The organism is Staphylococcus sp. IVB6240, assembly GCF_025558425.1.
Taxonomy (GTDB): domain Bacteria; phylum Bacillota; class Bacilli; order Staphylococcales; family Staphylococcaceae; genus Staphylococcus.
Genome location: NZ_CP094718.1, coordinates 1,262,360 through 1,275,388, shown reverse-complemented (window position 1 = coordinate 1,275,388; position 13,029 = coordinate 1,262,360). Strand labels below are relative to the sequence as shown.

At 34.9% G+C, this 13,029-nt stretch carries 12 protein-coding genes; 2 read left to right on the top strand and 10 right to left on the bottom strand.

All coding sequences use genetic code 11. The features are described from left to right. Positions 1-11: 11 nt before the first annotated feature. The 6 genes from MUA88_RS06255 to MUA88_RS06230 form a co-directional block, all read right to left on the bottom strand. The gene (locus MUA88_RS06255; protein ID WP_481906598.1) at positions 12-860 is read right to left on the bottom strand and encodes a DegV family protein; all 849 of its coding nucleotides are present in this window, start codon (positions 858-860) and stop codon (positions 12-14) included. A gap of 17 nt (positions 861-877) precedes the next feature. After that, complete coding sequence (locus tag MUA88_RS06250; RefSeq protein WP_262603333.1) at positions 878-1,354, bottom strand: dihydrofolate reductase; 477 nt, start codon at positions 1,352-1,354, stop codon at positions 878-880. 18 nt (positions 1,355-1,372) lie between these two features. Further along, positions 1,373-2,326 carry a thymidylate synthase gene (locus MUA88_RS06245; protein WP_262603332.1) on the bottom strand — a complete coding sequence of 318 codons (954 nt, stop codon included), beginning with the start codon at positions 2,324-2,326 and terminating at the stop codon, positions 1,373-1,375. Between the two features lie 114 nt (positions 2,327-2,440). Beyond that, the gene (brxA, locus tag MUA88_RS06240) at positions 2,441-2,875 is read right to left on the bottom strand and encodes a bacilliredoxin BrxA (protein ID WP_262605237.1); all 435 of its coding nucleotides are present in this window, start codon (positions 2,873-2,875) and stop codon (positions 2,441-2,443) included. 51 nt (positions 2,876-2,926) lie between these two features. Next, positions 2,927-4,045, bottom strand: coding sequence for a conserved virulence factor C family protein (locus MUA88_RS06235; protein ID WP_262605236.1), 1,119 nt, complete (start codon positions 4,043-4,045; stop codon positions 2,927-2,929). Positions 4,046-4,075: 30 nt separating this feature from the next. Next, entirely contained in the window at positions 4,076-4,309 is a 234-nt protein-coding gene (locus MUA88_RS06230) for a zinc-finger domain-containing protein (protein WP_481906538.1), read from the bottom strand. Positions 4,310-4,720: 411 nt separating this feature from the next. Between MUA88_RS06230 and MUA88_RS06225 the strand changes: the two genes are divergently transcribed. Both MUA88_RS06225 and MUA88_RS06220 read left to right on the top strand, forming a co-directional pair. Beyond that, positions 4,721-5,422: a queuosine precursor transporter gene (locus tag MUA88_RS06225; protein ID WP_262603329.1), complete on the top strand. Its 702-nt coding sequence runs from the start codon at positions 4,721-4,723 to the stop codon at positions 5,420-5,422. Positions 5,423-5,530: 108 nt separating this feature from the next. Then, on the top strand, positions 5,531-5,926 hold the full coding sequence (locus tag MUA88_RS06220) for a ribonuclease HI family protein (RefSeq protein ID WP_262603328.1): 396 nt from the start codon (positions 5,531-5,533) through the stop codon (positions 5,924-5,926). A gap of 48 nt (positions 5,927-5,974) precedes the next feature. Here the strand turns inward: MUA88_RS06220 and MUA88_RS06215 are convergent, their stop codons facing one another. The 4 genes from MUA88_RS06215 to MUA88_RS06200 form a co-directional block, all read right to left on the bottom strand. Next, positions 5,975-6,856 carry a 5'-3' exonuclease gene (locus MUA88_RS06215; protein ID WP_262605235.1) on the bottom strand — a complete coding sequence of 294 codons (882 nt, stop codon included), beginning with the start codon at positions 6,854-6,856 and terminating at the stop codon, positions 5,975-5,977. Positions 6,857-6,868: 12 nt separating this feature from the next. Next, positions 6,869-10,315, bottom strand: a complete 3,447-nt coding sequence (locus MUA88_RS06210; RefSeq protein ID WP_262605234.1) for a dynamin family protein — start codon at positions 10,313-10,315, stop codon at positions 6,869-6,871. A gap of 209 nt (positions 10,316-10,524) precedes the next feature. Beyond that, on the bottom strand, positions 10,525-11,442 hold the full coding sequence (gene rarD / locus MUA88_RS06205) for an EamA family transporter RarD (RefSeq protein WP_262603325.1): 918 nt from the start codon (positions 11,440-11,442) through the stop codon (positions 10,525-10,527). A 39-nt stretch (positions 11,443-11,481) separates the two neighbouring features. Further along, positions 11,482-12,603, bottom strand: coding sequence for a THUMP domain-containing class I SAM-dependent RNA methyltransferase (locus tag MUA88_RS06200; protein WP_262605233.1), 1,122 nt, complete (start codon positions 12,601-12,603; stop codon positions 11,482-11,484). Positions 12,604-13,029 lie beyond the last annotated feature (426 nt).

The following is a 13,029-nucleotide window of genomic DNA, read 5'->3' as shown; positions in this document are numbered from 1 at the left end:
CCTCATTTCATTTAGTATGTATCTTCTTTTAAAGCGATTAAGCCAATTGCACCAGTACCTGTATGTGTAGAAATAACAGGAGATGTATTATTTAAATTAAAGTTACCAATTTCAAACGTTTCATTCATTTTATCTTTTACTTTATTCATAAAATCTTCTGCATTTGCATGTGATATACCGACACTTTCGAGTTTAGAATCTCCAGCAAATGGTTTTAAATCGCTAATCAATTGTTTCACACATGCCGATTGTGTACGAACGTTGTGAATCATTTCTAACTTGCCATCCACTAATTCGCCAATTGGCTTAATTTTCATAAGATTTCCTAAGAAGCCTTTTGTCTTACTGATACGGCCACCTTTAATTAATTGATCAAGTTGTCCGATAACAACGTACAGTTTGATATTTTTTTGTAATTTCTCAAGTTTTTTGAGAATTTCTTCAGTTGGAATGCCCTCTTCAATCCATTTAACTAAATATTGGATTTGGTAAGCTAAGCCCCAAGCGATAAATTTAGAGTCCACCACTGTGATATTACCGTCAACCATTTCGCTTGCTTGTCGTGCCGTTTGAACTGTCCCACTTAGGCCAGATGTTAAATGAATACTAATAATTTCAACGTCATCTTTAGCTAATTCTTCATATTTTTCAACAAATTTCCCTAAAGGGGGTTGACTTGTTTTTAAATCATATGAATCATCACCTAAGTAGTTTAAATAGTCTTCAGAAGAAATATCAATTTGGTCTTCATATGATTTACCGTTGATTGTAACGCTTAATGGAATCACATGGATGCCATGTTCTTCTATATACGATGGATTTAAGTCAGATGTAGAATCTGTAACAATAATTCGTTGCATAATGTATTGCCTCCAATTTATTTTCTAGTAAGGTATAAAAAAGTATGTGGGTAACGGTTCTTGTCATCAACTTGACCTTCTTCTGATGATTGAACTTCCCAATCTTTAAATGTATAAGGTGGGAAAAACGTATCTGCTTGGAACGTATCATGAATCACTGTGATATACATATCATCAACTGTATCGATGAAAGATTCAAATAACGTTTGACCACCAAATATAAACACTTGTCCTTCTAATTTTGCAATATCTTCAAGTTGATGGATCACTTCGACCCCTTCAGCTTTAAAGTCTGGATTACGTGTCAACACGACATTTTTTCTATTAGGTAAAGGACGACCAATCGATTCATAAGTTTCACGCCCCATTACAAGTGTATGACCCGTTGTTAATTCTTTAACATGCTTAAGGTCGTTCGGTAAGTGCCATGGTAATTGGTTATTAAAACCGATGCCTCGATTTTCATCGTGTGCAACGAGTATAGATAGTGTCAAAATAATCACTCCTCAAAATTACACCGCAATCGGTGCTTTGATAGGTGGATGAGACGTATAGTTTTTAATTTCTAAATCTTCATATTCAAGATCGAATATTGATTTATCTGTATGAATGCACAACTCAGGTGGTGCATAACTTGTACGTGTCAATTGTGTTTTTACAGCATCAAGATGATTACTATAAATATGTGCGTCTCCAAATGTATGAACAAACTCGCCCACTTCTAAACCACACTCTCGAGCGATTAAATGTGTCAGAAGACTATAGCTCGCAATGTTAAATGGAACGCCTAAAAATATGTCGGCACTACGTTGATATAGTTGGCAACTTAACTTGTTATCTTCTACATAAAACTGAAAAAGTGTATGACAAGGTGGCAATGCCATTGATTCTATTTCGGCAGGGTTCCAAGCACTGATAATATGACGTCTTGAGTTTGGTGATGTCTTGATTTGTTCAATCACCGTTTTCAGTTGATCATAATGTTTGCCGTCAGCACCTACCCAATCTCGCCATTGTTTACCGTATACATTGCCTAAATCACCATGTTTTTTCATAAACGCATCATCGTGAAGTATTGCATCCTTGAACTTTTTCATTTCCTCATCATATTGCACTTTAAACGCTGGGTCAGTTAAACTGCGATGCCCAAAGTTAGTCATATCTGGTCCTGTATAGTCAGAACTGTTTATATACTTTTCAAAAGCCCATTCATTCCAAATATTATTGTTATATTGTAGTAAATATCTTAGGTTGGTATCGCCACGAATAAACCATATGAGTTCAGTTGCGATAAGTTTAAATGATACTTTTTTTGTTGTTAATAATGGAAAACCTTTTGATAGGTCAAATCGTAATTGATGTCCAAATTTGGAAATGGTACCTGTTGCTGTTCGGTCATCTCGATGATTGCCTATCTCTAAAATTTCAGTGCATAAATCGTGATATGCCTGATCAAATGGATTCATGACGTTCACCCCTTTCCTTTATCCTCTATAATAGACGATTTTGCAGTTTTTGAAAAATAAAAAACAAAAGCTGAGACAATTTATGAAAAAATAGTCTCAGCATTTCAAAAATGATTAACAGTGTGAATCAAAAGCTTCTTTAATATCCATTGCTAGATCATTAATATCTCTACCTTCAATGTGTTCACGTGGTGTAAAGTGAACAAGGTTTTTACCTTTAAAGAGTGCAAATGATGGACTAGATGGGACTTGCTGAATATAGTCGCGCATTGTTTCAGTTGCTTCTTTATCTTGACCAGCAAATACAGTGACTTTATTATCTGGTTTCTTCTCGTTTTGTTCTGCTACAGCAACTGCTGCTGGACGTGCGAGACCAGCTGCACATCCACATGTCGAGTTGATGACAACAAATGTCGTTTCATCGTCTGTTCTTTCGTCCATGTATTGTGACACTGACTTAGAAGTTTCTAAACTTGTAAAACCATTTTGTGTTAATTCCCCACGCATTTGTGCGGCAAGTTCTTTCATATATGCATCGTAAGCATTCATATTTATTCGCTCCTTTAATTAACTTGTGTTTATTCAATATTATAACATCATTTATCGTTTTCGATTTGCGATTTGTTTCCACACAGAACCAAGTGCTGCTTCGCCTTGTTCAATACGTGCAATTGCCATTTTTATTTGCATACGCACTTCATATGCAGGATCATCTTGATGTGCTTTTAATGTGGCCAGTTGTGCTTCTCCCCCTTCATCAAAGATAAACATGGCTGCACGCCAACGAACGATTTTATGTGCATCATCAAGTGCACGTTCCATTTCAGGAAGTGCTTCAGCAAAGCCTAAGTCACTTAAAGCGTCTCCTGCTGCTCTTCTTACAGCTGGACTTTTATCTTGGAGCCCTTTATAGAGATAAGGTAATGTGTCTTTTGTTTCTATCATACTTAAGAGAACAATACCCTCACGACGAAGTTGAACCTTTTCTTCAGTTAGTACATGTGCTAACAATGGATAGTCAGCTTCAGTAGGTGTTGGAAAAGCGGTAAGCATACGTAAACGTGCCTTCCAATCTTCTGCTTGTTGATAGGTTTCTAACGTCACATGCTGATATTCTTTAACGGGCATCTCTTGTGATGTTGTTGATTGTGCACGTTCAACTAATTGTTGCAATTCACTCGTAGGATATAAGGCATTCATTTCTTCTTCTACTTCATCCATGATTTGTTCCAGTTCTCCATAACGGACACCTAAATTATGCCATTTTCTTAAAAATACCACATTATCTCCAGGTAACTGTGCCGCTGTCATTGCATCGATAAAGCGATCGCTTAATTGACGGCGTTGTTCCTCACTATTTGTTGTTAATTTGATTTGATAAGGAATATCTTTAAATTTTAATACTTCAGCTTTTACTTCGCCAAAGTGTCCTTGTGTGTCTGCTGTTTCTTGATGAGAGGTCTCTTCACCGTTAAGCATCGCTGTTATTTGTGGCAATACATCTTCCCAATCAGCTTTAGGCATTTTGTCTATCGCTAAAAAATCTAAAACATAAAAAATAGATTTGACGCCTTCAATCGTCAATAATTGATTAATAAATATAGGTTGAGTTTCTTTTACTTCAGTATATGTTGTCGATTGATTATCTTGACGTTTTTCAGAAATAATCACTTTCATTGTATTGGGACTTGGTGTTGGTTCGATTTTAATAATTTCCATAGTTTATTACGCTCCTCATATTACAGCGAGTTATTGAAGATATTTTCCTAAGGCTTGGATACGTTGGCCAACAGAACATTCATTAATACAAAAATGATGTGCTGATGTCTTACTTTCTTCTTTTCTTAGGTGCGACTTGATTAAGCATTGGGTACAATAATCAGCCATTAATGTATCAATGGTCTCAATCGCTTGTCTTTTCTCGTCTGTTAACATATCTATCACCTCGCATAATATTGTGTTAAACAAAGATAATCGTAACATGAAATAGGCCTTCATTGAAATGTTTCACACCTGTTTATTAAGGGGGTTTTAAGTCTTATTTTTTAGTGGATGACATGTTTATACTAAATATATAAAAAGGTGTCATGATATGAAATTTTAGATACAGATAGTCATTTTTTTAAGTTCTGCTCAAATTCTAAGCCCTTCTCTCACAACCTCGTCATATCAGTGTTCGAGAAGCAGAAGTCTCGGCAGAATATCGCAATTCGATAAAATCAAAAAGCGATTTTACTCATTGCTCCGATTCTGCTCAAATTCTAAACGCTTCTCTCACAACCTTTTATATACAAAATTTTTTGTTGAATTTTATATTTGTCTGTTCTATGATGTATAAGTTGTCAATTGCGGTTTCTAAACACCCGCATGATCAAAATTTAGGAGGAATTTAATATGTATAATGAATTAGTAGGTCTCGGGGCATTTATCCTGACTTTTGTATTTATGGTTGCCATGTTTCGATTTTTTGGCAAACAAGGATTGTATGCTTGGGTTGCGATTGGGACAATCATCGCTAATATTCAAGTGATTAAAACTGTAGATATTTTTACAATATCTGCCACTTTAGGAAATGTGATGTTTGCGTCTATTTATTTAGCAACAGATATTTTGAATGATATTTACGGGAGAAAAGTGGCTAAAAAAGCTGTGTGGCTTGGCTTTTCATCAACACTCGTTATGATTGCTGTCATGCAAGTATCGTTAGCTTTCGCACCAAGTGAAGCGGATATTTCACAAGAGGCATTAAAAACGATCTTTGGTGTTATTCCACGTATTGCATTGGGATCTATTGTGGCGTATATTATCGGTCAACATATCGATGTGTTTATCTTCCATGCGATCAAAAAGGTTTTCAAATCTGATCGTACATTTATTATTCGTGCATATGGAAGTACAGCATTAAGTTCTATTATAGATACTGCATTGTTTGTGCTGATTGCATTTTATGGTGGGCCACTACCAAATGATGTCATTTTAGAAATATTTATTACAACATACTTATTAAAATTAGCATCTACTGTATTCAATGTTCCATTTGGATATTGGGCGAAATCCATGTATCGACATGGTAAAATAAATGATGATGATATTTAAGATATCGTTAATGAAGGTGACAATACATTTATGAGAAAAAGTGATTTTAAAAATTGCGGACATTCATAAGTGTTTGTCCCCTTTTTTATAGGTAAGGGATGATGAATAATGGCGAAAATTTATTTCGATGCTGCGACGAAAGGAAACCCAGGTGTGAGTACTTGTGGTGTTGTTATTGTAGAAGAATCGGAACGTCACACGTATTCACAAGTTTTAGGTGAAATGGATAACCATAGTGCAGAATGGGAATCTCTCATTTTTGCATTGGAACAAGCAAAACAATTACAAGTGACGAATGCCTTGATTTATACAGATTCACAACTGATAGAAGATGTCGTAAATCGCAATTTTGTGAAGAATAAACGTTTTAAACCGTACTTAGACCGCTTTAATCAACTATCACAGGCCTTTGATTTATGCTTTGTTAAATGGATACCACGTGCTCAAAACAAGGAAGCCAATCAACTCGCGCAACAAACCTTATATCGTGTCACAAAACAATAAAAACCAAGCGAATTGTAGTTCAATAAAACATGCAATTCGCTTGGTTTTTTATAATGATAGAATATATTTTCTTGCAACGCGCAATTCATGTTGCTCACATACATGGATGATATGTGCTAGGTCTAATGTATAAGCCAATTGTTGCCATAAATCATTAGTATGGATGGGTACATCGCAAATGATTTCAGCAAGTTGTTTTGATTTCATTAAATTCTCCATATCGGTTTGAATTTTTTTCTGCTGTCCAGGTGTTAATGATTCGACATGTGTCATCACATTTTCTACTGAACCATATTGTTGAATTAATTTAATGGCTGTTTTTTCACCAATTCCTTTTACACCTGGATAACCATCAGCCGTATCCCCCATAAATGCTTTTACATCAATCAATTGTTTTGGCGCAAGACCGTATTGTTCACGGAAAACTTGTTCATCAAACTTCAAATATTCCGTGAAACCTTTTTTGACAAGCCAAATGTGTATATTGTTAGATGTACATTGTAATAAATCACGATCTCCTGTTATCACATAGACGTTGTCAGTATGATCATGCGCCATTTGTGTTGCCAACGTTCCAATCACATCATCAGCTTCATAATTAGGTAAACCAATATTGAAGAAACCGAGTTCCTGTGAAATATGTTGAACATGTGAGAATTGCGGTATTAATGCTTCAGGTGGTTCGGGACGGTTTTGTTTATATCCACTATACAGCTCATTTCGAAATGTTGATTTCCCAATATCCCAGCAAATTGCGAGATGTGTTGGTTGTATATCATGGATGGCACGTAAGACGTGGCGTACAAAGCCCTGTGTCCCATTTGTTGGCAATCCGTTTGAAGTAAGCATGTAGTTTTTATGAACACTGGTAGCATAGAAATGTCGAAATAAGAGTGCCATGCCATCAATCAGTAATGTGCGATTATTCATTTTATTTTTCCTTTAGTTCAAAATTTGTTTAAGTTTCGGTAATGTTTCTTGTAATGTTTGACGCTGTGTTTGATCTAATTCAAAGCTTAATAATTTTTCAATTTCTTGTTGTGCAACTGCTTCTAATGTTTGAAGTTTTTGTTCTGCAAATTGTGTTAGTGCTTTTTCATATCGGTTCAGCGCATTTGCTAAATCAACCAGACATGTTTGTAGTTGCTCTACACTCAAGTCTTTGATCTCAGTTTGTAACTTTTGCTGTTGCTTAGGCTGAAGAATGTTCTTTTTCGTCAGTTGTTTTGGTAAAGCTGAGATAAACGTTGTTAAATCTAGTTGTAAGTATGCTTCTTCAATACCTTCTACTGATATTTGCGTTTCTGGTTGTAAAATCACGTGATGCTGAGACATATCTGTAATCACTGGAGCCAATTGATGCGCGAACTGTGCTTCAAAATGTTTTTTCATACGGTTAATCATTAACGTCTGTTCTAAATACAGTTTTTGATGGATTTGATCAAGATATGTTTTTGCTGCGTGACGTTTGGCCGTTTTAAAATCATTGGCATCTGTCATTTGCGTATTAAAGACTGTTTTGACATGATCGAGCAATTGGATATTCAGACGTTCATTTAAATAATAAATCTGGTCTTCAAGTTCACTGCGATACTGATTTTGTACACTTTGTAAAATTTGTTTAGGAAATACCGGTGTATTTTCAAATTTTTTCAAGTATGCACGGTTTTGTTCAACTTGTAACGCATTACTTTCAACATCCTGAAGCATTGTATCAAGTGATTGCGTAATCGCTTCAAGTTGATGGATGACTTGGTTTTCAAGTACTTGTTTAGATTCAATGTCAGCAAATGTTTGAATGGCAGATTTTAATTGTGTAACACCTTGATCTCCACCACGTAGTGCTTCACGACTTGATACATCAAAAATATCACAATGCATGCCAACTTGTGCTAATGCGTCCCTCGTATATTCATGAACAGCTGCTAAGTCGTCTGGTGTTTCAGCAAGGTCTGTCGCATTGATGACCATTTTAAATGCTTGATTTTCAACTAATTGGTTCATTTCTTTCATATGTTCAATGAATGCTTTGTCATTATCAGTGAACGCATGGTTGAAATAACTGACATATAAAATTAAGTCTGCTGAGGCAAGAATTTTTTCTGTTTCATTCGTGTGACGTTGGTTATTTGAATAAAGTCCAAGAGAATCGACAATAATTTTATCTTTTAACCATTCATGTTCGAGTTGTAAATGAACGGTTCTAACAAATGTCGCATATTCGTCTTCAGCACTCCATTTTCTATGCTCTTCTTTAGGAATGGCACGATCATAACCATCTTCAATTAAAGTCTCATAAAATGTATAATTTTTTTCAATTGCTTCAATAAATGCCAGCTTATTTTTATCAATACGCGCTTTTAAATCCGTTAAGTCTTGTGTTAAAAAGTCATTGATAGAGTCAAACTGATAGTCAACAGCTTCAACAACATCATTTAATTCACTCAGTAGCATTTCCTTTGTTTTAAATGTTACAGTATTTTGATGTCCATATGAAATTTCAGTGGTAGCAGCTGTAGTTGGATTTGGTGAACTTACTAAGTATTGATCACCAAGTAATGCGTTAATTAAACTACTTTTCCCTGCACTAAATGTACCGAATACCCCTATTTTAATCACTTGATTGTCTAAACGATTTAATGTTTCTCGCATTTGGTTTACTTGTGTATCGTAAAGTGACAAGTTTGATAATGTTGAAAGTGCTGCTTCAATTTGATGGCGCTTTGACTGCTGGCTATCAGTGGTTACTGCTGATTGCTCGTTGATATTTTCCGTTTTATTTTCGACAGATTGTGAAGGTGTATAAGTCATTTTTGTACGGTCAATCAATTTATCAAGCGAATCGTCTAAATGAATATAATAGTGCTGGTAGTTTTCAGTATCCAATGATGTTTTTAATGTGTGTAAGGTACGATAACGCTCATATGTGTCAGTTTCATGGTTATTTGTCTCTTCATGAACTTCAGCTTTCACATTTGAAATGATTTCTTCATCTAATGGTTTAGAGATGTTTTGCACATATTGACCAATTTGTTTCATCAGTGATTCTGAAAACGTTAAGACATATTGGTTACTGATTTGCACTTGTGTTTGATATAAATCTGTAACTAGGTTTGAAGGTATTTCAATATTTTGGTTCAGAATCTTATTATTTAGGTTGGTGTCATCGATAAAACGTGTTAAAAAAGCCATATCTGTTTGCAACGGTTTTACGATTTCTTGTGTTACTTGTGTTTGCAATGCTGACATAAGTGTAGAAAGACGTTCTTCTCTCGCTTGCTCAATTTTTTTACGTTTATTAAAAAGTCCCCCAACAGAAAAGTCTTTTGTCATACTTTCTAAATAATAACGAATATGTTCACGCATCTCATGCGACATAATATAGGTATTATCAATGATATTTTTACGCTTTTTGGTTAGATGATCACGTAATGCATCGTGATTGTTAATGAGTTGTGCTTCACTATGAACAGACGATTGCTCTAAATATCTTTTATAATCTGTATCAAATGCTTCTGCTGTGGTATTCAACTCTTCTAAACATGCTTCCATTTGTTCCATTAAATATTGTGATTGATGTTTTTGAATGAATGATACCATTCGTGAAACAAATGCTTCAATAGGTTCTCGATTTGCGTCCTGTTGATGCATAAATGATTTAAAAGCTGAAAATTGATTCTCTGGATGATCAAATTTAGTCACATAAAATATTTCTTCAAGCTGAATATCCCATTCTGTTAAAGATTTTGAAACACGGGACTTAAAGGCATCAAATGATAATTCTTCATCATTATGCTTATCAATTTGATTAATAACGAATGTGACTGGAATACCGGCTTGGTTCAGTTGTTTCATAAATTGGAAGTTTAATGCAGACTGTACATGATTGTAATCTACCGTGTAAAAGACCATATTACTCGTGTATAAAAACTGATTTGTACTATGGCTATGTGATTTTACGTTAGAATCGACGCCTGGAGTATCTTGGAAGTTAAAACCATTGCGATAATCTTCTGACTGGAATCGTATATCGATAGATTCTACATGATAATTTTCTTTGTTCATTTGTTTTACATCATCATAAGAAGAAAGCTCTGTATATCGCTGTCCTTCAATATTCGCTGTAATTCCTGGCGTATCTGATACAGTAACTAAAGCGGTATTACTGGTTGTTGGCACGGGCGAGCTCGGTAAAATATCTTGACCGATTAAATTATTAATAATTGTTGATTTACCAGCAGAAAAGTGTCCAACAAATGTCATTGTATAATGATCTAAATATACTTTTTTAATCATTTGGTTAATGGTATGAACAAATGATGTATGATCCGACTTTTCAATTTCTTTTTTTAATTTATACAATATGTCTAATTGTTCCGTATGCTTCATTATGTATAATCCCCTTGTTTGTTAGATTTTGAGAAATTTATGTCTTTTCAACTCAAATCTATACATATTCTAAAATTTTTATCTACTTATCTGTTATTGTATAGCATTTACAGCGAAGTTAAAATATCAGAATGTGATTTCTATGAGATGTTGATATATAAAAAAACTGACAATCTGTAAAGATCATCAGTTTATCATTCATTATATTGTTATTCATGAAACTGAAGCGGTTTAGGTTTGCGTTTCATTTTAATCACTTGTGATAGAACATATATTAAGATACCGAACCAAATAAAGCAGAATGTGATGAATTGATCCATATTAAATGGCTCTTTAAATACTAGAACACCATTAAGGAAAATGAGCGTTGGTCCAACATATTGGATGAAACCAACCAATGATAATGGAATTCGAACAGCTGCTGCTGAAAATGCGAGTAATGGAATGGCTGTCACAGCCCCTGAGAATAGTAACCAAAAAGTAGCACTATTCATACCGATACTAAGACCGTGAGATTGTCCAATGATCACGAGATAAATGAGAGCCATCGGAGCTGTAGCCATGGACTCAATCGTAATACTACTCACAGCACTCATTGGAACAAGTTTTTTTAACAGTCCATAAATACCAAACGAGAAGGCTAACATTAGTGAAATAAATGGAAATTCTCCTACTTTAAATGTCATATAGAGGACACCCATTGTTGCAAATAAAATAGCAGCCCATTCCAATTTATTAAAACATTCTTGGAAAAAGATCATTGCTAATATAATACTGACCAATGGATTAATATAATATCCTAAACTTGTCTGTAAAACATAGCCTTCATTAATCGCATAAATAAACGTCCCCCAGTTTAATGTCACAACATAGCCTGCCAAAATAATGATGAATAGTTTTTTAGGTGTTTTGACAAATTGCTGAATATCTGACACCAATTGAGGTGTTTGTTTTGTTAAAGGGACAAGAATAAGCATAAAAATAAGTGATAAAATAATTCGGTACATCAGAATTTCTATAGCATCCACGCCATCGATTAAAGCCCAATACAGTGGGAGAATCCCCCACATAATATAGGCACTGAGTGCGTAAAAAACCCCTTGTTTAAAGGATGATTCATGGTTCATATCATCGCCCCTTTTATTTGTAAATGATTAAGTGATTAATTATTTTTTCGCCCAATATTGATAATAAGTTGTTTCAATATAACCGTTAAATAATTTACGTCTTTTTGTTGCTTTTCTATTTACAAGATATTCAAATTCCTTACTACTTGTCATTATATACATAGAAAGTTGAGGATTTTGTTGAAGTAATGTGCCTAAATAACGATACATTTCTTCAACTTCATCTCTTTCCCCAATACGCTCACCATAGGGTGGGTTACCAATTAATCCAATTGGACCATCGTGATCAATGGTTAATGTATTAACGTCTTTCACTTCGAATTGAATGATATCGCCTACACCGACTTCATCAGCATTACGGCGAGCAATTTCTATCATTTCTGGATCGATATCTGATGCATAGATTTTAATATCTTTATCATAATCAGCTTGTGCATCAGCTTCTGCACGAAGTCGATCGAATAAACCTTCTGGAATCATTGGCCACTGTTCTGAAACGAATGATCGATTGAATCCTGGGGCAATATTTTGTGCGATAAGGCACGCCTCAATGGCAATCGTACCAGAACCACAGAATGGGTCGATCAATGGTGTATCACCTGTCCAGTTTGCAAGTTTAACAAGACTTGCTGCCAACGTTTCTTTGATTGGGGCTTCCCCTTGAGCCAAGCGATAACCACGTTTATTTAATCCAGAACCTGATGTATCGATTGTTAACAAGACATTGCCTTTTAACACATTTACTTCAACAGGAAATTTTGCACCTGTTTCATCTAACCATCCAGATACACCATGTTCAGACTTCAGTTTTTCTACAATTGCTTTTTTCGTGATTGCTTGGACATCAGGGACACTGTGTAGAACAGATTTTAAACTACGACCTTGTACTGGGAATTGTCCGTCTGCTGGGATGATTTCATGCCAAGGTAAGGCTTTTGTCTTTTCGAATAATTCGTCAAATGTTGTGGCTTTAAACTGACCAACGATTAATTTCACACGATCAGCAGTGCGTAACCATAAATTGGCTTTTACGATAGCTTCGGCATCCCCATTAAAATAAATACGGCCATTTTCAACACGTGTTTCATAGCCTAAATCTTGTACTTCTTTTGCCACGATAGCTTCTAATCCCATGGGACATACTGCTAATAATTGATACATAATTGTCCTCCTATTATTGACTGATGAGATGGAGACAAAATCTTATTTTAAAAGGTAGTGAAGCGAGTAGTTTGGCTTTGAGCAGAACCTAAGAAATACCAAAATAGCTTTAATAGCTTTTGATTTTGGAAAATTGCGTGTAATTGTTGATTGATCAGTGTCTGCACCTTTTAAAAATTGGTATATATCTCATCAACTATACAGGACGCGCTATTTCATCAACTTTCAACATTTTAAGTAGTGCGCCCTATTCTGCCAAAAACCTACACCTTGAATACTAGTAATTAGTTTTCAAACCTAAAGATTTACTATGTCTCAACATCATATAAATTTATAATTGCTTTACTGTCTAAAATATTGTATAAATATAGCTTAACACACTGAAGGCTGGAACATATAGCATGTCCCAGCCTTATTTACTAGTTG